Raw genomic sequence first — 20,753 nt, 5'->3', positions numbered from 1 at the left:
AAGATGCACAAGTGTTCTTGTATAAGCCGGAAAATCAGGAAAAGGCCGGCTCCCGCCACAGGGAGACGGCCTCTTCCTGACACCGGCCGCGTCAGGCTTCGACGATCGTCTCGTCTGATGTCGTCGCGCCGGCGAGGCGTCGGTTCCGTCGTGCGCGGCGGAGGGACCAGACGACGAGCACGACGGCGCCCGCGATCACGAGCCAGGGGAGGAGGAAGCCCAGGGCGATGACCAGCGCGTTCAGCGACACGACGAGCCCGTTCCATCCCGCCGTCAGCCCGTCGACGAAGCCGGCAGGGTCGGCGGTGGTCGGCGTGCTCGCCTTGGTCAGCTGCACCTGCAGCGATGACGTGGCGACCTGATCGTCGAGGGCGGCGAGCTGCTGCTCATACGATTCGAGCTGTGCCTGGCGGTCTGTCAGCGCCACCTCGGCTTCGATCAGCTCGGCGACGGTTCCCGACTGCGCCATCAGCTGCGTGAGCCGCTCGACCGACGCTCGGGTGGAGTCGACGCGCGCCTGGAGGTCGATCGCGACCGATGTCACGTCCTGCTTCGACGTCGACGACGAGAGCACGTCGCCGGTGTCATCGAGAGCGGCGATCACGTCGGGCAGATCAGCCGACGGCACCCGGATGCTGATCCAGCCGTACGCCGAATCGGCGGGAACGGGGGCCGGCTCGGAGGAGCCGTCGGCGGCGATCGACTTCCCGATCTCCGTGCTCTCGACGTAACCGCCGTGCTCCTCCGCCAGGGCGGCGATCGCCGTCGCGGCATCGGGAATGCTCTTCACCTGGACCGTCGCCTGCGCCGTGGCGATGATCTGGCGTCCGGTGTCGGCCTCCGCGGTGCCGGACTCCACCGTGCCGGGGAGAGTTCCGTCCGTGCCGGAGCTGAGTGCGCCGTCGGGCAGCGATTCGGGTGTGATCCCTGTGATCCGCTCGGGGGAGGAGGGAGCGGAATCGGCGACGGAGCCGCCGGAAGTGCTCATACCGTCGGCCGTGACGGAGGTGCCCCCGCCGACGGCACCGAGGATCGGCGGAGTCACGAGCACACCCACGACGAAAGCCGCAGCGATGCCTGCGCCGGTGAGCCAACGCCGCTGGCGCGTCCGCGATCGCGCTTTCCCGACGTGCGCGGGGGCCCGCTCGGTGGCGATCTCGGCGAAGACCGCGTCTTCGATGCGGGCGATCGTCTCGTCCGAGAGGTCGGGCAGGTCGCCGCTGGTGGTCTTTTCGTTCATGCGTCTCTCGCTTCCGTGACGGCGCCCCGCAACTGCGTGCGCACTCGGGAGAGACGATTCCGAACGACCGCGTGGGTCACCCCGAGCTCTTCGGCAGCCGTCTGATAGGCGTAGCCCTCCGACGCGCACAGGCGGAAGATCTCGCGGTCCAGCTCGCTCAACGTGCCCACCTCCTGCGCGATCCGCGCAGCCAGCTCCGCCGTGATGACCTGTTCCTCGACGCTCACCGTGTCCGGCAACAGGGTCTCATCGACCGCCTCCGCGGTGTGCGCCTGATCCCTCCGACGTTGGCGAACTCGATTCGCTGCCTGGAAGCGACAGATCGTGGCCAACCAGGGCAGGATCGACTCACCTTGGAGCTCCAGACGGGGGAGTTTGCGCCAGGCGACGACGAACGTCTCCTGCGTCACATCCTCCGCGTCGGCCGGCGAGGCGAGGATGCCGTGCGCGATCCAGTACACAGGTCGCACGTGTGTGCGGTACAGCTCGCGGAAGGCGCTCTCGTCGCCCGCCGCGGCCTGCGCCGCCCATCTCTGGTCATCTGTCTGCAGGGGCATCCCGGTTCCGTTCGGTGTCTCTCACAGGGAGAGTGTCGATCGACGCCCCATCGTCTCAGATTCGATGCGGGAGCCGGGGGTCGGGTGGCGCGCGAAGATTCGGGCGTCATCCGACCCCGCTGATGCCGAGGCTCCGGTAGCATTGCCCGGGCGAGAGGGAGTATCCCGAATCCGCGCGTAACGTCATCACGAGCACCGTCATCGCTGCTCCGGGCGCGCGCCGCACGTCAGTGCGGGGGAGAGACTTTCGACTCATTCCCGACCCCTCCGCGAAAGGTGCAGTGCGCCCTTGGACATTCCCGTCTGGTTCGAGATCACCTCGATGATCGTCCTCACGATCATCCTGATCGGCGACCTGCTCCTCATCCGGCTCCGGCCGCACATCCCGTCGACGAAGGAATCCACACTCTGGGTGGTCTTCTACGTGGGCCTCGCGCTGTTGTTCGCCGTGCTCCTCGGAAACGTCGGGGGCTGGCAGAACGCCGGCGACTTCATCACCGGATGGGCGTTGGAGTACAGCCTCTCCATCGACAATCTGTTCGTCTTCGTGTTGATCATGGCCCAGTTCGCCGTTCCGCGACGGCTGCAGCAGCAGGTCTTGATGATCGGCATCATCATCGCGCTCGTCCTGCGGGGGCTCTTCATCCTCGCCGGCGTCGCGATCGTCGAGAACTTCTCGCCGATCTTCTACATCTTCGGCGCCTTCCTCATCTGGACCGCGATCCGCCAGGCCATGCCGGACGGCGACCACGAGGGCGAGGTGCAGCGTGAGAACTTCATCGTGCGGCTGCTGCGTCGCCGGGTGGATATCAGCGAGACCTACGACGGCTCGAAGATCCGCACCACGGTGGACGGCAAGCGCATGTGGACGCCGATGGTCATCGTCTTCATCACCATCGGTGTGACCGACCTGATCTTCGCGATCGACTCCATCCCCGCGATCTTCGAGATCACCACGAACGGCTTCCTCGTCTTCGCCGCCAACATCTTCGCGCTGATGGGGCTCCGCCAGCTCTACTTCCTGCTCGGCGACCTGCTCGACCGGTTGCGCTACCTGCACTACGGCATCGCCGTCATCCTCGGTTTCATCGGCATCAAACTGATCCTGCACGCCCTGCACGTCAACGAACTGCCGTTCATCAACGGCGGCGAGCACGTCGAGTGGGTGCCCGACATCAGCAACATGGTCTCGCTCGGCGTGATCCTGGCCTCGATGACCATCGCGACGGTCGCAAGCCTGATCGCGTCGTCCCGTGAGAAGCGCGTGGCGAGGCGATCCACCACCGTGGAGTGACGCCGGCGGCGGCACGCTCGCCAGCGGACGCCTCTCCTCTCATCCGCGTGACCACAGAAGCTCGGCGTCCAGGGTGAGGTCGATGATCTGACGAAGCAGCCCACCCATCGTGGTGGAGTTCAGCAGTGCATATCTGTCGTACTCGCCCAGGGGAGCGATCGCCGCGAGCTGCCAGGCCGCGGCGACCGGCTCGTCCGAGATCTCGGTGTCGGCGTCCCACTGCGCTCCGGGGGCGCGTGCGAGAGTGCGGCGCACGATCGCCTCGGCTTCAGTGCGGAGCGGAGTGAGCTCGTCGTTCCATTCGAGCGCGGACAGCGACGTCACCTCGGCGCGGGGGAAGGGGTCGTCATCGAGCCACTCCTCGACCGTGAAGCGGTCGGTGCCGACGGCTACGGCGAGCAACGCATCCGCACCGGCGGATACGTTCACCAGCCGGGCCATCGTCCCGATAGGACTGCGCCGATCACCCCCGCCGACCTCGTGACCGCGTTCGATGAGAACGACCCCGAATCGAGGGTCCTCCTCATCCAGGAGCCGGCCGATCATCGTGAGGTAGCGCGGCTCGAACACGCGGAGGGGAAGCGGCGTATGCGGGAAATGCACGGAGCCGAGGGGGAACATCGGGATGACGGTCACGGCACCAGTCAACACCGAGAGACGTAAAGTGAACAGATGCGTCGACCTCGTCCCATCGCCCCGGCCGCCGGACAGGAATCCGTCTGGGACTACCCGAGGCCCCCGCGCGTCGAGCCGGTCACGGAGCGCGTCACGATCCGCCTCGGCGGAGACCTGATCGCCGATACCCGTCGTGCGGTGCGCGTGCTGGAGACGAGCCACCCTCCCGTGTATTACCTTCCGATCGCCGACTTCGTCCGCGGTGCACTGGTCGAGGCCGATGGCGCATCGTTCTGCGAGTTCAAGGGCGCGGCCCGCTACTTCGACGTGCGCAACGGCGGCACCGTGCGCCGGGGCGCCGCCTGGAACTATCCGAATCCGACACCGGGATTCGAGGCGCTGACCGATCGGATCGCCGTGTACGCGGCCTCGATGGACGAGTGCACGGTGGGCGACGAGATCGCGACGCCACAGCCGGGTGGGTTCTACGGCGGCTGGGTCACCTCGTCCGTCGTCGGCCCTTTCAAGGGCGATCCCGGTTCCCTGGGCTGGTGACCGTCGGTCCGACCGCCGATCAGAACGCGCGCAGGTTCGCCTGCAGGCCACCCTCTGCGTATTCGCGTCGGAGGATCCCGCGGCGGCGCAGAACGGGTACGAGCTCATCGAGCGTCCGGTGCAGCGTCACGGGGTGGAAGTCGCCCCACAGCAGCACGCCGTCGTTGCCCCAGTCGCCGAGCTCGTCGATCAGGTCTGCGAACTCCTCGGCGGTGCCGACGAATCCGGTGCGATCCTTGAGGCGACCGGCGCGGGCGAGCGCGCTCAGATGCGCACGCAGCGGGGCGTCCTCCCCGCGGTCGCCGATCAGGCGCTGGATGCTGCCCCGCGAGACATGGGCGCCGAAGATCGAGAGGTCGAGCGGCCGGTCGAGGTCGAGTGACGTCAGGTCGGTCTCGAGATCACTCGACTGCTTGCGGGCGATCTGCACGAGCGCGGCGTCGTCGGGGTGCGTAGAGGCCGCGACGATGCGATCGGCTTCGTCGCTCGACGACGTGATCACGGGCTGGATGGCGAAGAGGATCTTGATGTCGTCCGGACGTCGGCCTCTCGCGACCGCCGCCTCGTGCACCTTGGCGCGGTAGTCGCGCACGGACTTCTCGTGCAGGGGGGCGAGCGCCAGCTGTACGTCGGAGTTCGCACCGGCGAAGCCGAGTCCTCGGCCCGAGCCGCCGGGCGAGACGACCGCGGGTTCCCCCTCGGTGAACGGCACGGCGTTCAGCGGTCCGTCGAACGCGAAGTATTCGCCCCGGTGCGTGACGGCCCGCAACCGCGTGCCATCGGCGAAGACATCGGTCTCGCGGTCGGCGACGAGGGCCCCGTCATCCCAGCTGCGCCAGAGCGAGCGGATGCCGGTGAGCCATTCCTCGGCGCGGTCGTACGCTTCGTCGTGTCCCAGCTGCGTCGCGTCGGAGAAGTGGCGGGCGCTGCCGGTGTCGGTGACGACGTTGAGTCCGAGCCGGTGACCGCTGAGGTGCTGCAAGGTCGCGAACTGCCGCGCCGCCGTGTAGGGGAGGGAGGCGGCGGGATTCACCGTCGGGACCACGCCGAGATGCCTGGTCGCCTGGAAGAGGTACGGCGCGAGGAGGAGCGGATCATGCTTCGGCCCGCCGAAAGCGTGCCGCACCCGCAGGTCGATCGTCGAAGGCGATCCCAGAGATGGTGCGTCCTCGATGATGACCAGATCGAACCCGGCCTGTTCGAGCGTCCGCGCGGCCTCCTGATAGATCTCGGGACGCGTCCAGTCGTAGTCCCAGTCGAGCGACGGATATCCCCAACCCTGCGGGCCGAAGCCACGGGCGAGGAACCAGCCGAAGTGCTGAGGGCGGGTCATGCCACCGTCTCCCGCACACCCTGGAGCACGCGAGACAGGTCGGAGAGAAGATCGTCGACGTCCTCGATGCCGATCGACAGGCGGAGGGTGCCCGGTCCGACGCCGAGGATCTCGCGTTCTTCGTCGGTGCGCTGCGCATGACTCGTTGTCCCCGGATGCAGCACCAGGGAACGGACGTCTCCGATGTGGGTCATGTGGGTGAAGACCTGGACATCCTCGACGAAGCGGCGCGCCGCCGGGAGTCCGCCCCGAAGGGTGAAGGTGAAGATCGAGCCGGAACCGCCGTCGAGGTAGCGCTTCCCGAGCGCGTGGTCGGGGTGGGAGGGGAGTCCGACGTAGTCCACGCTCTCGACGGCCTCGTGCTGCTCCAGCCACCGGGCGATCTGCAGAGCATTGCGGGACTGACGCTCGACCCGGAGTCCGAGCGTCTCCACGCCCTGTCCGATCAGGAAGGCGTTGAGCGGCGAGGGAGAGGCGCCGAAGCGCGGAGCCACCGACTCCCTGGCGTACGCGATGCGGGCACGACCGCCGTGTCGCGCGAAGACACTGGGCGTCTCGCCCCGACCGGGAAGTACGAGGTGGGGGGCGTTGTGGCCCGCCAGCTCGGCGTCGAAGCGTCCGTCGTCGACGAGCACGCCACCGAGCACGGAACCGTGTCCGGCGAGGAACTTCGACGCGGAGTGGACCACGATCGCAGCTCCGTGCTCGAGAGGGCGCAGCAACGCAGGCGTGGCCAGCGTGTTGTCCACGATGAGCGGGATGGCGTGCTCGTCGCCGATGCCGCTGACGGTGCGGATGTCGAGCACGTCGTTGCGCGCGTTGGCGAGCGATTCGGCGAACAGCGCACGGGTGTTCGGGCGTATCGCCGAGCGCCAGGCCTCCGGATCGGCGATGTCGTCGACGAACGTCGTCTCGATGTCGAGCCGCGCCAGGTTGTCGAGGAACAGGCCTCTGGTGCCTTCGTAGATGTGCGTGGACGACACGATGTGATCGCCGGCGCCCGCGACGGTCAGCAGGGCTGTGGCGACCGCCGCCTGGCCGCTGGCGACGAGCACGGCGTCCGCTCCCGATTCGAGGGCGGCCAGTTGCCGTTCCACCGCGCGCACCGTGGGGTTCCCGGTGCGCGTGTATCCGAAGCCTGTCCCTGTGCGGAAATGATCGGCTGCGTGATCGAAGTCGTCGAACTCGAAGCCCGCCGTCAGATAGATCGGCGTCGCGCGCGACGCCGCAGTCTCGCGGGTTCTCGCCGCATGGACCGCGCGTGTGGCGAAGCGGGCGGAGTCGACGGTCATGCGGTGCCTCTCGGTCGGTCGGGGTGCTCAACAGAGTGTCATGACGGGGAGGAGCATGTCCGAGCGGTGGTAATCTGACGTCATGCGGGCCGTCCTCCTTCTTCTTAGGCGCCGCGACGAGACCTCGTTCTGAGCCCCTCCTCGTCGCGGAGTCCATCGTGGGCCGAACCGCCAGCCACAGGAGACACGCAATGACCACCCCCGCAAACGGTGCCGATTCCGCACGCCGCAGAACTCTCGCAGAGAAGGTCTGGGACGACCATCTCGTCGTGAAGGGTGAGAACGACGAGCCGGATCTCATCTACATCGACCTGCATCTGGTGCACGAGGTCACCAGCCCGCAGGCCTTCGACGGACTGCGCAGCGAAGACCGCCCGCTGCGCCGTCTCGATCTCACGATCGCCACCGAGGATCACAACACCCCGACGTGGGAGATCGACAAGCCGATCGCCGATCTCACCAGCCGTACGCAGATCGAGACGCTGCGCCGCAACGCCGCCGAGTTCGGGGTGCGTCTGCACTCGCTGGGCGACGCCGAACAGGGCATCGTGCACGTGGTGGGTCCTCAGCTCGGGCTGACGATGCCCGGCATCACGGTGGTGTGCGGCGATTCGCACACGTCGACCCACGGCGCATTCGGCGCGATGGCGTTCGGCATCGGCACGAGCGAGGTCGAGCATGTCATGGCGACCCAGACGCTCCCGCTCAAGCCGTTCATGACGATGGCGATCAACGTCGAGGGGACGCTCCGCCCCGGTGTCACGGCCAAGGACATCATCCTCGCGGTCATCGCGAAGATCGGCACCGGCGGAGGTCAGGGATACGTGCTCGAGTACCGCGGCAGCGCCATCCGCGCCCTGTCGATGGAGGGCCGGATGACCATCTGCAACATGTCCATCGAGGCCGGGGCCCGCGCCGGCATGGTCGCTCCCGACGAGACGACGTTCGCATACCTCGAAGGCCGCCCGCATGCGCCGAAGGGACAGGACTGGGAAGAGGCCGTCGCGTACTGGCGCACGCTGCCGACCGACGACGGCGCGACGTTCGACGCCGAGGTGTTCATCGATGCCGACCAGCTCGAGCCCTTCGTGACGTGGGGCACGAACCCCGGTCAGGGCAGCTCGCTCTCGGCCTCGGTGCCCGACCCGGCCGAGATCGACGATCCGAACGAGCGCGCCGCCGCCGAGCGTGCGCTGGAGTACATGGATCTGACTCCGGGGACACCGCTCAAGGAGGTGCCGGTCGACGCGGTCTTCATGGGGTCGTGCACCAACAGTCGTATCGAGGACCTGCGTGCGTTCGCCTCGATCATCGAGGGCAAGAAGAAGGCCGACGGGGTGCGGGTCATGGTCGTCCCCGGATCCGCCAGGGTGCGGCTGGAGGCCGAGGCGGAGGGCCTCGACAAGGTCATCAAGGACTTCGGGGCGGAGTGGCGCTTCGCCGGATGCTCGATGTGCCTCGGGATGAACCCCGATCAGCTGGCTCCGGGGGAGCGCTGTGCGTCCACCTCCAACCGGAACTTCGAGGGCCGGCAGGGCAAGGGAGGGCGCACGCACCTCGTCTCGCCGCTCGTCGCCGCAGCCACCGCGATCCGTGGCACCCTGTCCAGCCCGAGCGACCTCACGGAAGGGTTCTGAATCATGGAGAAGTTCACCACTCACACGGGTATCGCGGCGCCCCTGAAGCGCTCGAACGTCGACACCGATCAGATCATCCCCGCCGTCTTCCTCAAGCGGGTCACGAAGACCGGTTTCGAGGACGCTCTGTTCCACGGATGGCGTCAGGATCCCGATTTCGTTCTCAACCAGGCGCCTTTCCAGGGGGCATCGGTGCTTCTCGCCGGACCCGACTTCGGCACCGGATCCAGCCGCGAGCACGCGGTCTGGGCGCTCCGGGACTTCGGCTTCAAAGTCGTGCTCAGCCCGCGCTTCGCCGACATCTTCCGGGGCAATTCGGGCAAGCAGGGTCTGCTCGCCGCGACGATCTCGGAAGAGGATCTCGAGCGGTTCTGGGCTGAGATCGACCGGAATCCCGGGGTCCAGATGACCGTCGACCTCGAGGCGCGCACCGCGTCCATCGGCGACGTCCAGGCCGACATCGGTATCGACGATTACACTAGATGGCGGCTCCTCGAAGGGCTCGATGACATCGGGCTCACGCTGCGCAACGAAGACAAGATCGCGCAGTTCGAGGCCCGTCGCGAGTCGTGGCGGCCCCGAACCCTTCCCGTTCAGTAAGACGGTGGGGGCGGGGGAGCCAGGGGCAACCCGCCCCCGAAATCCGTGAATGAAGTGAGGCTCCGAATGACGACACCTGTGCGCGACGCTCTTCCGGACGGAGTCCCTGCCCTCACCGGAGACGTCCTCGCCATCCGAGGCGGACGTCCGCTTCGCGGCCGTGTCGATGTCAAGGGCGCGAAGAACCTGGCGACGAAGGCCATGGTCGCCTCGCTCCTGGGCGAGACCGTGAGCACTCTGCGCGACGTGCCGGCGATCAGTGACGTCGCCGTCGTGCGGTCGCTGCTCGAGGTGCACGGCGTTCGCGTATCCGAGGGCGATGAGCCCGGTTCGCTCGTGTTCGACCCGAGCGATGTGGAGTCGGCGCACTTCGAGGAGATCGACGCCCACGCGGGAGCCTCGCGTATCCCGATCCTGTTCTGCGGACCGCTGCTGCACCGTCTCGGTCAGGCGTTCATCCCCGACCTCGGTGGATGTCGCATCGGGGATCGTCCCATCGACTTCCATCTGGACGCTCTGCGCAAGTTCGGCGCGATCGTCGAGAAGCTGCCCAGCGGCATCCGCCTCTCGACGGGGGGAAGCCGTCTGCACGGCGCCAACATCCACCTTCCGTACCCGAGCGTCGGTGCCACGGAGCAGGTGCTGCTCACCGCCGTCCGCGCCGAAGGCGTGACGGAGCTGCGCAACGCGGCCATCGAGCCCGAGATCATGGACCTGATCGCCGTGCTGCAGAAGATGGGCGCCATCATCTCGTACGAGCCGAACCGCGTCATCGTGATCGAGGGCGTCGAGAAGCTCCGCGGATACGACCACAGGTCGATCTTCGACCGCAACGAGGCGGCATCGTGGGCATCCGCGGCGCTGGCTACCGACGGCGAGATCTTCGTCGGCGGCGCCAAGCAGCAGGAGATGCTCACGTTCCTCAACGTCTTCCGCAAGGCGGGCGGCTGGTTCGACATCCAGGAAGACGGCATCCTCTTCCGTCGCGACGGCGACATCAAGCCCGTCGTGATCGAGACCGACGTGCACCCCGGCTTCATGACCGACTGGCAGCAGCCGCTCGTCGTCGCTCTCACGCAGGCACACGGCCGCTCCGTCGTGCACGAGACCGTGTACGAGAATCGGATGGGGTTCACCGATGCCCTGGTCAAGATGGGGGCCGACATCGTCGTGCACCCCCGTGGTCTCCAGGACGGCCCGCGCCGCGTTCCGCGGCGGGACCTGGAGCAGGCGGCAGTCATCACCGGCCCGACGCCTCTGCATGGCGCGGACATCGTGGTTCCCGATCTCCGCGGCGGCTACAGCCATGTGATCGCGGCACTGACGGCCACCGGCGAATCGAAGGTGTCGGGTGTCGACATCCTCAGCCGCGGCTACGAGAAGTTCCTCGCCAAGCTCGACGCGCTCGGCGCCGACTTCGACGTCATCCGGTGACCGCGGTGACGTCCCGATCACCGGAGACGAAGCGTCCGAGCATCTTCTGGCCGCTCGCGGCGCTGATCATCCCGCCGGTCTCTCTGATCGCGAAGATCCGTGTCCGCGGGGCCGAGAAGCTGCCCCAGGAGGGGTCGTACGTCCTGGCGCCGAACCACTACTCCGAGTTCGATCCGCTCATCGTCGCCGTCGCCGTGTGGCGCTCCGGTCGCGCGCCGCGGTTCATGGCGAAGGAGAGCCTCTTCTCGGTCCCGGTGCTGGGCTGGTTCCTGCACCGCACCGGGATGATCCCGGTCGCGCGCACCTCGTCCGCTGCCTCCGCACGGCAGACGATGAAGCAGTCGGAGGAGCTCGTCGAGCACGGCCGCGGCGTGATCGTCTACCCTGAGGGCACGCTCACGCGTGATCCCGCCCTGTGGCCTATGCGCGGCAAGTCGGGTGCGGTACGCCTGGCCCTCGCCGATGGCATCCCGCTGATCCCGATGGCCCAGTGGGGCACCCAGGCGATCATGGGGCGCTACCAGAAGGGTCTGAGCCTCTGGCCGCTGCGCAAGCCGGTCCAGGTGCTCATCGGCGATCCGGTCGACGTCTCCGATCTGCGCGAGCGTGCCGGAGAGCCGGCGGCCCTCACCGAGGCCACCAATCGACTCATGAACGCGATCACCGCGCTCCTCGAGGAGCTGCGGGACGAGAAGGCACCGGCGGAGCGGTGGAACCCCGCGAGCCATGGGCAGAAGGAGACCGGGCGCCTTGACTCCTAAGAGAACCGTTGCAGCAGGCCCACGGGCCGCCGTCATCGGCTCGGGCAGCTGGGGGACCACCTTCGGCAAGATCCTCGCCGACGGGGGCGCCCAGGTGACGATGTGGGCGCGTCGTGCCGAACTCGCCCAGGAGATCAACGAGGCCAAGCGCAATTCGCGCTACCTGCCAGGGATCAACCTTCCCCGCACGATGGCGGCGACCCACGAGCTCGCGACCGCGCTGGAGGGGGTGGACCAGGTCTATCTCTCCGTACCGAGTCAGTCGCTGCGCGAGAACCTGAAAGCTCTGCGGCCGCTGATCGCGGACAGCGACGCGAAGATCATCAGCCTCATGAAGGGTGTCGAACGCGGCACCGGATTGCGCATGAGCCAGGTGATCCAGCAGGAGCTGCGGTGTGACCCCGATCGCATCGCGGTGGCTTCGGGGCCGAACCTCGCCCTCGAGATCGCCCGGGAGCAGCCGACCGCCGCCGTCATCTCCTCACGCAGCCAGGAGACGGCGGAGATCGTCGCACGCGCGGCCCGCAACAGCTACTTCCGTACCTTCGTGAACACCGATGTGATCGGTACCGAGTTCGGTGGCGTCCTCAAGAACCTGATCGCCGTGGCCATCGGCATCGTGGACGGTGTCGGCTACGGCGAGAACACCAAGGCGTCGATCATCACCCGTGGACTGGTCGAGATGACCGACTTCGCGGTCGCGAACGGCGCGCACCCGGAGACGCTTCAGGGCCTCGCCGGACTGGGCGACCTCATCGCCACGTGCCAGTCGCCACTGAGCCGCAACAATACCGCCGGGCGACTGCTCGGTCAGGGATACAGCTTCCAGGACGTCGTGAAGCAGATGCAGCAGACAGCCGAGGGACTCGCCTCCGTCGCGCCCATCCTGCAGCTCGCTCGCGAAGCCGAGGTCGACATGCCCATCGTCGAGCAGGTGAAGATGGTGCTCGACGGCAAGATGGATCCGCGAGACATCGCACCCCATCTGACGACGGACGACGACACCCCGCAGGGTGAGAGGACCAACCATGGACAAGCAGACGGTGGTGGTGCTCTTCGGCGGGCGCTCCAGCGAGCATTCGATCAGCTCCGCAACGGCGGGGGGCGTGCTGGGCGCGATTGACCGCGACCGCTACGCCGTGATCCCCGTCGGGATCACCCGTGAAGGAGCGTTCGTCCTCGAGGACGACGATCCGGCGAAGTTCCCGCTCGATGCCGCGCACCTCCCCGAAGTCGTCGACAACGGCACTCGGGTGCTGTGGCCGGAGCCCGGTGGCGACCGCACGTTGCGGGTCGTGCACGCCGATGGCACCGTCGAGGGGCTGGGGGAGATCGACGTCGTCCTGCCCATCCTGCACGGACCCCACGGGGAGGATGGCACGATCCAGGGCTACTTCGACACCCTCGAGGTCCCCTACGCCGGAGGCGGTGTCCTCGATTCCGCTCTGTGCATGGACAAGCACTTCATGAAGATCGCGCTCGAGGCATCCGGCATCGCGGTCGCGCCGTGGGTGACGGTGCGCCGAAAGGACTGGGACCGCAGTGCCGCAGACGTTCGTGCGCGTGCTGCGGAACTCGGCCTCCCGGTGTTCGTGAAGCCCGCCCGCGCGGGCTCGAGCGTCGGAGTGTCCAAGGTCGAGACCGCCGACGAGCTCGACGCGGCTCTGGCGGTGGCTTTCGCCGAAGACGACAAGGTCCTGATCGAAACCGGGGTGAGCGGGCGCGAGATCGAGGTGGCGGTGCTCGAGACCGCTGACGGAGTCAAGGCTTCGCTGCCCGGCGAGATCGTCTTGACGTCGCGGGGCTTCTACGATTTCGAGGGCAAGTACCTGGGCGGTGACGGCGTGGACGTCGTGTGTCCGGCCGAGGTGACGGATGCGGAGTGCGCGGCGATCCAGGAGATCGGCGTCCGCGCGTTCGAGGCTGTCGACGGACGAGGCCTCGCTCGTGTCGACATGTTCCTGACGCCGTCGGGTGAACTCGTGGTCAACGAGCTCAACACGATGCCGGGATTCACCCCGATCTCGATGTTCCCCAAGTGCTGGGTCGCATCGGGCCTGAGCTACGGCGATCTCATCACCGAGCTCATCGAAGCGGGCCTGCGCCGCTGAGATCGGAGTTCCCCGGGGGCGGTCAGCCCGCGGGGAACTCGACGCGGTCCGTGCACTGTCCGGTCGCCGGCTGGAGCCCGGACTGGATGCTCGCCGAGATCTTGTCGACGATCGCCTGGAAGTCGATCTGTTCGCCACGGCGGATCGTCACTTCCACCGCGGGGTCGCGACCGAAGGTGACGAGGCGCTGACGGTCCTCTTCCTGGTCGAGCACGAGCCAGTCGACGCCGCCGAGGGTCGTGCACACCAGGGCCGACGGCGCAGGGGGTTCGACACCGCACCGCAGCACGACTGTGGGGTCGCCCCAGGCACCGGTCGCCTGCGCGTCGGTGAAGACACGATCGAGTCCGCCGACGGACTCCGGCAGCAGCACCGAGACGTTCGCACACGCCGGATTGTTCGCATCGGCTGCGGGCTCGAGGTGCACGGTGGTCGAGCAGCCGGCGAGCACCGCGGTGAGGGTCACTGCCCCGGCGAGGACAGCGAGGCGACGGGAACGGGGCATGCTTCCAGGCTACCTTTGACAGCATGCCCTCCCGACACGAAGCCGACGATCCGCGCCTGGGAGATCTCTCCGAAGGGCGCATCCTGCAGGCGATCCTGACACGGACGCCGACGGGGGCCCACACGCTCATCGGGCCGGGAGACGATGCGGCGGTGATCGCCACGCCGTCGGGTTCCGTGGTCGCGACGACGGACACGCTCGTGCACGGCCCGGACTTCCGGCTCGCATGGTCGAGCGGGTACGACCTCGGCTGGAAGGCCGCAGCGGTGAACCTCGCGGATGTCGCGGCGATGGGGGCGCGCCCGACCGCGCTGCTGGTCGCTCTCGCGGTGCCGCGCGACCTGCGGCTCTCTTTCGTGGAGCGGCTCGCCGACGGCTTTCGCGATGCGTGTGCCGCGCTCGCCCCCGGCTGCGCCGTGGTCGGCGGCGACCTGACGGTGTCGGATGTGCTGACCGTGGCGGTGACGGCGCTGGGCGACCTCGAGGGACGCACTGCCGTGACCAGGAGCGGTGCGCGCCCCGGAGATGTCGTCGCGGTCGCCGGTGAACTCGGTCATGCCGCACGTGGACTCGCGGTGCTGTTCGGTCGATTCCGAGACGGCGACGTGCCGGTGGCTGTCGATGCCGCGAAGCTCGCCGCCGGAGAGCGCGCGGCGGTGACGGCGCAGCTGCGGCCCGCGCCCCCGATCGGCCTCGGCGCAGTCGCCGCGACGGCGGGGGCGACGGCGATGATGGACGTGTCCGACGGACTCGCCCTCGATGCGCGACGGATGGCCGCGGCTTCCGGCGTCACGATCGCGCTGGAACGAGACCTTCTCGGGGACGATCCTGAGCGTGCGATCGCCGGAGGGGAGGATCACGCCCTGCTCGCCGCGTTCCCCGAGGGCGTGCTCCCGCCCGGGTTCCGCGTCATCGGCGCCGTTCGTGCTGCCGGACCGGAAGATCTGCTCTGCGATGACCTTCCGGTCGACCTCAGCGGGTGGGACCCCTATCGGGACTGGGACTCGGTCGCAGGCTGATCGACCGGCTCGTCGTCCTCGCCGGCAGCGGGCTCGGCCCACCAGATGGTGGTGTCGCCGTAGGTCTTCTCGCGGAACTGCGCGAGGTTCGCCGCGCCGAAGTCCGGGGTCGTGGAGCGGCGAGCCCGTTCCACGACGACGACGGCGTCCGACGACAGGAGCGGTGCGAGGGCGACGAGATCGGCGGTCATGGCGACGTCGTCGAGGTCGTACGGCGGATCGGTGAAGACGAGGTCGAAGGGTCCCGTCGCGCGCTGCAGGAACGCATGCACCGTGCTCTCGTGCACACGACCGAGCGGGAGGCTGCCGGCCTTCGCGACCACGCCGGCGTTTCGTCGGACGATGGCGGCGGCCGGGCGCCCGCGCTCCACGAAGTCGGCACTCGCGGCTCCGCGGCTGAGCGACTCCAAGCCCAGGGCTCCCGATCCGGCGTAGAGATCGAGGACCCGCGCCCCGGCGATCGCGCTCAGTGATTCCAGCGCGCCGAACAACGACTCGCGCACCCGATCGCTCGTGGGCCGTGTGCCCGAGCCCGGCACCTCGAGTCGGGCTCCTCTGGCGCTGCCTGCGATGATCCTCGTCACCCGTTCACGATACGACAGGCGGGATGTCTGCCGTGTCCGTCGCGTTCCCTAGACTCGGAACATGTCGCTCACGCTCGATTCCTCGTTGGAGGATGCGCTCGGTGCGGCGTCTGCCAAGACGCTCGGTCGCGCCTTCGGCATGAAGAGCGTCGGTGACCTTATCGCGCACTATCCTCGGCGCTACGCCGATCCGGGCGAGCTGACTCCGATCCGCGACCTCCCCCTCGGCGAGACGGTGACCATCGTCGCGGAGGTGCTGTCGTCCAGCTTCCGTCGCATGCGCAATCGTCCGGGAGCCATGGTCGATGTCGTGATCGGTGACGGCATCGGACGCATGTCGTTGACGTTCTTCGCGAAGAACGTCGGTGCTGCCGAGTGGCGATCGAAGGATCTGGCGGTGGGACGAAGGGGTGTGTTCTCGGGAAAGGTCGGCGAGTTCAACGGTGTGACGCAGTTCGCGCACCCCGAATACGAGCTGTTCGACGACGAGGACTCGGCCCGACGCAGTGCGGATGCGCGGGCCGCCGTCCCGATCCCGATCTACCCGGCTACCTCGGCGATCCAGACCTGGCAGATCGCTCGACTCATCGGACGCGTGCTGGATGATCTCTCCGACGCGCCGGACCCGTTGACGGCGGAGATCCGGGAACGAGAAGAGCTGCTCACCGCCCGCGAGGCCCTGGAGCTTGTGCACCGTCCCCGTACTCGCAACGACATCGATCCCGCCGTGCGAACCCTGCGCATGCACGAGGCGCTCACCTTGCAGACCGCGCTGCTCCAGCAGCGCGATGCGATCCGTGCCCTCTCCGCCACGTCACGGCCTGCGCGTGCCGGCGGACTGCTCGAACGCTTCGACGCGAGCCTCCCGTACACGCTCACGCCCGATCAGGAGACGGTGGGACACCAGATCGCCGAGGATCTCGTGGGTGCCTGGCCGATGAACCGGCTCGTCCAGGGAGAGGTCGGTTCGGGTAAGACCCTCGTGGCTCTCCGCGCGATGCTGCAGGTCGCCGAGAGCGGCGGGCAGGCGGCGCTGATCGCTCCGACAGAGGTGCTGGCGGGTCAGCACCTGCGTTCCATCGCGAAGATGCTGGGTCCCGATCTCGCGCCCCAGCTGATGCCGACGCTGTTGACCGGTCAGATGCCGGCGGCGGAGCGTCGCAAGGCTGCTCTGCGGGTTGCTTCCGGTCAGGCGCTGATCGTCGTCGGAACCCACGCGCTGCTGGGGGAGAAGACCACGTTCGCCGACCTCGGCCTGGTCGTGGTCGACGAGCAGCACCGGTTCGGTGTCGAGCAGCGCGAGGCTCTACGGGCGAAGGGGTCGAGCCCGCATGCCCTCGTGCTGACCGCGACGCCGATTCCGCGGACGGTCGCGATGACGGTCTTCGGCGACCTCGACACCTCGGTCATCCGCACCATGCCGGCCGGGCGCGCGGGTATCGAGTCGTTCGTGGCGCCGCTCGCTGAGCACCCGGGGTGGTTCAACCGTGTCTGGGAGCGCGCTGCGGAGGAGATCGCTCAGGGACGACAGGTCTTCGCCGTCTGTGCAGCGATCGACACCACCAAGAAGACCACGGAGGCGGGGGAGCAGCCGTCGCTCGCTCCAGAAGGGGCCTCCGGGCCGCGGTGGGGCGTCGTACAGCTCGACGAAGCCCTCGCCACCCATCCCACTCTGGGCGGATTGCGCCGCGCCGTTCTGCACGGTCGTATGCCGTCGGACGAGAAGGACGCGGTGATGCAGTCGTTCGCCCGGGGAGACATCGATCTGCTGCTCGCCACCACGGTGATCGAGGTCGGCGTCGACGTGCCCAACGCCTCCACGATGATCGTTCTCGATGCCGATCGTTTCGGCGTCTCGCAGCTGCACCAGCTTCGAGGGCGCGTCGGTCGAGGGGGTGTTCCCGGGCTCTGCCTGCTCGTGACCGAGGCCGAGGCCGGGTCGCTCGCCCGTGACCGCGTCGACGCGGTCGCCGCCACGCTGGACGGGTTCGCCCTGGCGGAGGTCGATCTGGAGCTGCGCGGGGAGGGCGATGTGCTCGGCGCCGCACAGGCGGGTGTGCGCTCTTCTCTGAAACTCCTCCGCGTCGTCAAGGATGCCGGCCTCATCACGCGTGCGCGCGAGGTGGCGGAGGGCATCCTCTCCGTCGATCCGGATCTGGCCGACCACCCGGGCCTGCGCGAGGCGATCGGACGACGTGTGAGCGACGAGGATCGAGCGGCGCTGGCGAAGAACTGAACCGGAACCGGCGTGCCCTAGGCTGGAAACATGAGCAGCCGGATCGCCGTCGTCCCGGGTTCCTTCGATCCGCCGACCCTGGGTCACCTCGATGTGATCCGGCGCGCGGCCGCCCTTTACGACGAACTGCATGTGCTCGTCGTGCACAACCCGGGCAAAGAGGCGATGCTGCCGATCGCGCAGCGGCTCTCCCTGCTGGAGAAGTCGATCGCGGATGACGGCATGCAGGGCAACATCGTGATCGGTTCGTGGAGCATGGGCCTCCTGGTCGACTACGCCCGCGATGTCGATGCCGGGGTGCTGGTGAAGGGTATCCGCTCGCAGATCGATGTCGCGTACGAGTCTCCGATGGCGATCGTCAACAGGCACCTCGCCGGTATCGAGACGGTGTTCCTTCTGCCCGACCCGTCGCACGCGATGGTGTCGAGTTCGCTCGTGCGCCAGGTGGCTTCCCTCGGCGGCGACGTGACCCCGTTCGTTCCCGCAGCTGTGGCAGATTTCCTCGACACCGGTTCCCGCGGTATCTGAGTCCCTTCCCTGAGCGCGCGGTCAGGGCGACCGCTCGCATCGGCCGGTAGCATGGAACGGTGCGCTCTCGAATGAACGGCCCTTTTGTCCTCCCCGTCCGCGATATCGTCCGGCGCCCGGGAGAGATGCGCGAGCACGAGTTCACCGTCGCTCTCTCCGAAGCCTGGGGTGAGGGGATCGTGTCCTACGAGGCGGGATCCGAACTCGATCTCGACGTCCGGCTGGAGTCCGTCCACGAGGGCATCCTCGTGTCGGGAACCGCTGACGCCGAGTACGTCGGTGTGTGCGGAAGATGCCTCATCGACATCACTCGGCCCGTCGAAGTCGAGTTCCAGGAGCTTTTCGCGTATCCTGGTGAGGAAGAAACTGACTTCGAGGTTCAAGACGACCACGTGGATCTTGAAACTCTCGTCAGGGATGCGGCCGTACTGGCACTTCCTTTTCAGCCGGTGTGTCAGCCGGATTGCCCGGGTCTTGACCCGAAAACGGGTGAACGACTGACCGTGAGCACCGGAACGGAGCAGGCCGCTCCCATCGATCCTCGGTGGAGTGCGCTCCAGAACATCACAGACCAAGACGGCACGGAAGAATCTCGTGCCGCCGAGAAAGAAGAGAGCTAGTCATGGCTGGTAACCCCCCGAAGCGCAAGGTATCCCGTTCGAACACCCGCTCGCGCCGCGCGCAGTGGAAGGCGGCGCCTGTCGCGCTCGTCAAGACGATCGAGAACGGCCAGGTCGTCTACAGCCGTCCCCACCAGGCGAAGGTCGTCACCGACTCGCAGGGCACGGAGCTCTTCCTGGAGTACAAGGGCCGCAAGGTCGCTGACGTCTGAGTCGCGTACCGTGACGGAGGTCCCCGGGGGGACGAGGCCTCTCCCAGATAAGCTCCGCGTCGATATCGACGCGGAGCTTCTGGAGTTGGCCCTGACCCACCGCTCCTACGCGTACGAACACGGCGGCATCCCGCACAACGAGCGACTGGAGTTCCTCGGAGACTCTGTCCTCGGGCAGGCGGTGACCGTCATGCTCTTCACCACGCACCCCGACCTCGATGAGGGCGAACTGGCGAAGCGGCGTGCGAGCGTCGTGTCGACGGTCGCTCTCGCCGAGGTCGCTCGAGGGATCGACCTCGGCAGTCATCTGCTGCTCGGTCGCGGCGAAGAGCAGACGGGTGGCCGAGACAAGGACTCGATCCTCGCCGACACGATGGAAGCCGTCATCGGAGCCACCTACCTTTCCGCAGGTCCCGAGGCCGCCACGGAACTCGTGTTGCGTCTGACGAAACCGCTGCTGGCCGACCCGGAACGCTACGGCGCGGCGATGGACCCGAAGACCAGCCTGCAGGAACTCGCGGCCCGCGTCGGTGCGACGCCTCCGCAGTACTCGGTGGAGGCGAGCGGTCCGGATCACGACCGTCGTTTCGTGGCGACCGTCGTCGTCGGCGACGTGAGCATGACCGGTGCCGGCAGCAGCAAGAAGACAGCCGAGATGGCCGCGGCTCTCAGTGCCTGGCGCACCCTCAGCGAGCGTGCCTGAGCTTCCCGAGGTCGAGGTGGTCCGGGCGGGCCTCGCCCCGGCCGCGGTCGGATCTCTGATCACCGCGGTGAGCGTGTTCGACGAGCGAGCGCTCACGCGGCACGTCGCCGGCGCCGCCGATTTCGTCGCTCGTCTCGAGGGACGGACCTTCACCGCAGCCTCTCGCCGGGGGAAGTTCCTCTGGCTTCCGCTCGACGATGAGGATTCCGCGCTCATCGCGCACCTCGGGATGAGCGGACAGATGCTGTTGCGCGCACCGGACGCCGGTGCCGAGCGGCATGAGCGGGTGCGCATCGGCATCGAACATCCCGTCCACGGCGAACTCGCGATCGTTTTCGCCGACCAGCGCACCTTCGGGTCGCTCGCGGTCGATGCCCTGGTGGATGACGACGGTTCGTCGATTCCGACGCAGGTCGCGCACATCGCCCGCGATCCGCTGGATCCGGCTTTCGACGACCGGGCGTTCCGTGCCGCTCTGGCACGGCGGGGGAGCGCGATCAAGCGCGTGCTCCTCGACCAGGGCGTCGTGAGCGGGATCGGCAACATCTATGCCGATGAGTCGCTGTGGGCGGCGCGCATCCACCCGGAGACCCCATCCGACCGACTCTCCACACAGGCGGTGCGCCGACTGCTGAACGAGGTGCGGCTCGTGCTGGCGAAGGCGCTCGCGGAGGGCGGCACCAGCTTCGATGCGCAGTACGTGAATGTGAACGGCCAGGCCGGGTACTTCGCGCACTCGCTCAATGCCTACGGGCAGCAGGGAAAGCCCTGCCCACGATGTGGCACACCGATCATCCGGGAGAGCTTCATGAATCGCGGTTCGCACTTCTGCCCGCGGTGTCAGCGGCTCCCGAAGTAGGTCGCGTGCTCGGGCCGGGAGCCTGAACGCTGTGTGCGTCAGGCTCCCGGCCCGTCGG

The 20,753-nt window shown here is 67.9% G+C and carries 22 protein-coding genes; 15 read left to right on the top strand and 7 right to left on the bottom strand.

Features of this window, described 5'->3' with window-relative positions:
- Positions 1–91: 91 nt before the first annotated feature.
- Both MicroSTF_RS03430 and MicroSTF_RS03425 read right to left on the bottom strand, forming a co-directional pair.
- Positions 92–1,240: a DUF4349 domain-containing protein gene (locus MicroSTF_RS03430; protein ID WP_322953591.1), complete on the bottom strand. Its 1,149-nt coding sequence runs from the start codon at positions 1,238–1,240 to the stop codon at positions 92–94.
- On the bottom strand, positions 1,237–1,797 hold the full coding sequence (locus MicroSTF_RS03425) for an RNA polymerase sigma factor (protein WP_029265475.1): 561 nt from the start codon (positions 1,795–1,797) through the stop codon (positions 1,237–1,239). Before MicroSTF_RS03425 ends, MicroSTF_RS03430 begins: the two co-directional genes overlap by 4 nt.
- Before the next feature lie 289 nt (positions 1,798–2,086).
- Here MicroSTF_RS03425 and MicroSTF_RS03420 point away from each other — a divergent pair, with 289 nt between their 5' ends.
- Entirely contained in the window at positions 2,087–3,091 is a 1,005-nt protein-coding gene (locus tag MicroSTF_RS03420) for a TerC/Alx family metal homeostasis membrane protein (RefSeq protein ID WP_021200421.1), read from the top strand.
- Positions 3,092–3,130: 39 nt separating this feature from the next.
- Here MicroSTF_RS03420 and MicroSTF_RS03415 read toward each other — a convergent pair whose 3' ends face one another.
- A complete protein-coding gene (locus tag MicroSTF_RS03415) occupies positions 3,131–3,727 on the bottom strand; it encodes an LON peptidase substrate-binding domain-containing protein (protein WP_136024828.1) in 597 nt (198 codons plus the stop codon).
- Positions 3,728–3,763: 36 nt separating this feature from the next.
- Here MicroSTF_RS03415 and MicroSTF_RS03410 point away from each other — a divergent pair, with 36 nt between their 5' ends.
- On the top strand, positions 3,764–4,261 hold the full coding sequence (locus tag MicroSTF_RS03410) for a DUF427 domain-containing protein (RefSeq protein ID WP_322953588.1): 498 nt from the start codon (positions 3,764–3,766) through the stop codon (positions 4,259–4,261).
- Positions 4,262–4,280: 19 nt separating this feature from the next.
- Here MicroSTF_RS03410 and MicroSTF_RS03405 read toward each other — a convergent pair whose 3' ends face one another.
- Both MicroSTF_RS03405 and MicroSTF_RS03400 read right to left on the bottom strand, forming a co-directional pair.
- Positions 4,281–5,594: an LLM class flavin-dependent oxidoreductase gene (locus MicroSTF_RS03405; protein ID WP_322953587.1), complete on the bottom strand. Its 1,314-nt coding sequence runs from the start codon at positions 5,592–5,594 to the stop codon at positions 4,281–4,283.
- Complete coding sequence (locus tag MicroSTF_RS03400; RefSeq protein ID WP_029259082.1) at positions 5,591–6,886, bottom strand: O-acetylhomoserine aminocarboxypropyltransferase/cysteine synthase family protein; 1,296 nt, start codon at positions 6,884–6,886, stop codon at positions 5,591–5,593. Before MicroSTF_RS03400 ends, MicroSTF_RS03405 begins: the two co-directional genes overlap by 4 nt.
- A gap of 191 nt (positions 6,887–7,077) precedes the next feature.
- Between MicroSTF_RS03400 and leuC the strand changes: the two genes are divergently transcribed.
- From leuC to MicroSTF_RS03370, 6 genes are all read left to right on the top strand, one after another.
- Positions 7,078–8,523, top strand: coding sequence for a 3-isopropylmalate dehydratase large subunit (leuC, locus tag MicroSTF_RS03395; RefSeq protein ID WP_322953585.1), 1,446 nt, complete (start codon positions 7,078–7,080; stop codon positions 8,521–8,523).
- Between the two features lie 3 nt (positions 8,524–8,526).
- Positions 8,527–9,123, top strand: a complete 597-nt coding sequence (gene leuD / locus MicroSTF_RS03390) for a 3-isopropylmalate dehydratase small subunit (RefSeq protein ID WP_021200427.1) — start codon at positions 8,527–8,529, stop codon at positions 9,121–9,123.
- A 66-nt stretch (positions 9,124–9,189) separates the two neighbouring features.
- Complete coding sequence (gene murA, locus MicroSTF_RS03385) at positions 9,190–10,557, top strand: UDP-N-acetylglucosamine 1-carboxyvinyltransferase (protein ID WP_021200428.1); 1,368 nt, start codon at positions 9,190–9,192, stop codon at positions 10,555–10,557.
- Positions 10,554–11,318, top strand: coding sequence for a lysophospholipid acyltransferase family protein (locus MicroSTF_RS03380; RefSeq protein ID WP_322953582.1), 765 nt, complete (start codon positions 10,554–10,556; stop codon positions 11,316–11,318). The genes murA and MicroSTF_RS03380 overlap by 4 nt, the downstream gene beginning before the upstream one ends.
- Positions 11,284–12,441: an NAD(P)H-dependent glycerol-3-phosphate dehydrogenase gene (locus MicroSTF_RS03375; RefSeq protein ID WP_373695502.1), complete on the top strand. Its 1,158-nt coding sequence runs from the start codon at positions 11,284–11,286 to the stop codon at positions 12,439–12,441. Before MicroSTF_RS03380 ends, MicroSTF_RS03375 begins: the two co-directional genes overlap by 35 nt.
- The gene (locus tag MicroSTF_RS03370; RefSeq protein WP_036271561.1) at positions 12,347–13,429 is read left to right on the top strand and encodes a D-alanine--D-alanine ligase family protein; all 1,083 of its coding nucleotides are present in this window, start codon (positions 12,347–12,349) and stop codon (positions 13,427–13,429) included. The genes MicroSTF_RS03375 and MicroSTF_RS03370 overlap by 95 nt, the downstream gene beginning before the upstream one ends.
- Positions 13,430–13,451: 22 nt before the next feature.
- Here the strand turns inward: MicroSTF_RS03370 and MicroSTF_RS03365 are convergent, their stop codons facing one another.
- Entirely contained in the window at positions 13,452–13,934 is a 483-nt protein-coding gene (locus tag MicroSTF_RS03365; RefSeq protein ID WP_021200432.1) for a DUF3515 domain-containing protein, read from the bottom strand.
- Between the two features lie 23 nt (positions 13,935–13,957).
- Here MicroSTF_RS03365 and thiL point away from each other — a divergent pair, with 23 nt between their 5' ends.
- Positions 13,958–14,953 carry a thiamine-phosphate kinase gene (gene thiL, locus MicroSTF_RS03360; RefSeq protein WP_021200433.1) on the top strand — a complete coding sequence of 332 codons (996 nt, stop codon included), beginning with the start codon at positions 13,958–13,960 and terminating at the stop codon, positions 14,951–14,953.
- Here thiL and rsmD read toward each other — a convergent pair.
- Entirely contained in the window at positions 14,923–15,537 is a 615-nt protein-coding gene (gene rsmD, locus MicroSTF_RS03355; protein ID WP_322953577.1) for a 16S rRNA (guanine(966)-N(2))-methyltransferase RsmD, read from the bottom strand. The genes thiL and rsmD overlap by 31 nt on opposite strands.
- A 61-nt stretch (positions 15,538–15,598) precedes the next feature.
- Here rsmD and MicroSTF_RS03350 point away from each other — a divergent pair, with 61 nt between their 5' ends.
- From MicroSTF_RS03350 to mutM, 6 genes are all read left to right on the top strand, one after another.
- On the top strand, positions 15,599–17,773 hold the full coding sequence (locus tag MicroSTF_RS03350; RefSeq protein ID WP_322953574.1) for an ATP-dependent DNA helicase RecG: 2,175 nt from the start codon (positions 15,599–15,601) through the stop codon (positions 17,771–17,773).
- Between the two features lie 30 nt (positions 17,774–17,803).
- The gene (coaD, locus tag MicroSTF_RS03345) at positions 17,804–18,301 is read left to right on the top strand and encodes a pantetheine-phosphate adenylyltransferase (protein WP_021200436.1); all 498 of its coding nucleotides are present in this window, start codon (positions 17,804–17,806) and stop codon (positions 18,299–18,301) included.
- A gap of 71 nt (positions 18,302–18,372) precedes the next feature.
- A complete protein-coding gene (locus MicroSTF_RS03340; RefSeq protein WP_021200437.1) occupies positions 18,373–18,921 on the top strand; it encodes a YceD family protein in 549 nt (182 codons plus the stop codon).
- A 2-nt stretch (positions 18,922–18,923) separates the two neighbouring features.
- Entirely contained in the window at positions 18,924–19,133 is a 210-nt protein-coding gene (gene rpmF, locus MicroSTF_RS03335; RefSeq protein ID WP_017830754.1) for a 50S ribosomal protein L32, read from the top strand.
- Positions 19,134–19,143: 10 nt separating this feature from the next.
- Positions 19,144–19,836: a ribonuclease III gene (gene rnc / locus MicroSTF_RS03330; protein WP_322953566.1), complete on the top strand. Its 693-nt coding sequence runs from the start codon at positions 19,144–19,146 to the stop codon at positions 19,834–19,836.
- Complete coding sequence (mutM, locus tag MicroSTF_RS03325; protein ID WP_021200439.1) at positions 19,829–20,695, top strand: bifunctional DNA-formamidopyrimidine glycosylase/DNA-(apurinic or apyrimidinic site) lyase; 867 nt, start codon at positions 19,829–19,831, stop codon at positions 20,693–20,695. Before rnc ends, mutM begins: the two co-directional genes overlap by 8 nt.
- Positions 20,696–20,753: the final 58 nt, after the last annotated feature.

This window comes from Microbacterium sp. STF-2, from assembly GCF_034650155.1.
Lineage (GTDB): Bacteria > Actinomycetota > Actinomycetes > Actinomycetales > Microbacteriaceae > Microbacterium > Microbacterium maritypicum_A.
Note: the sequence above shows the minus strand (reverse complement) of the source record. Positions and strands in the feature narration are given on the sequence as shown.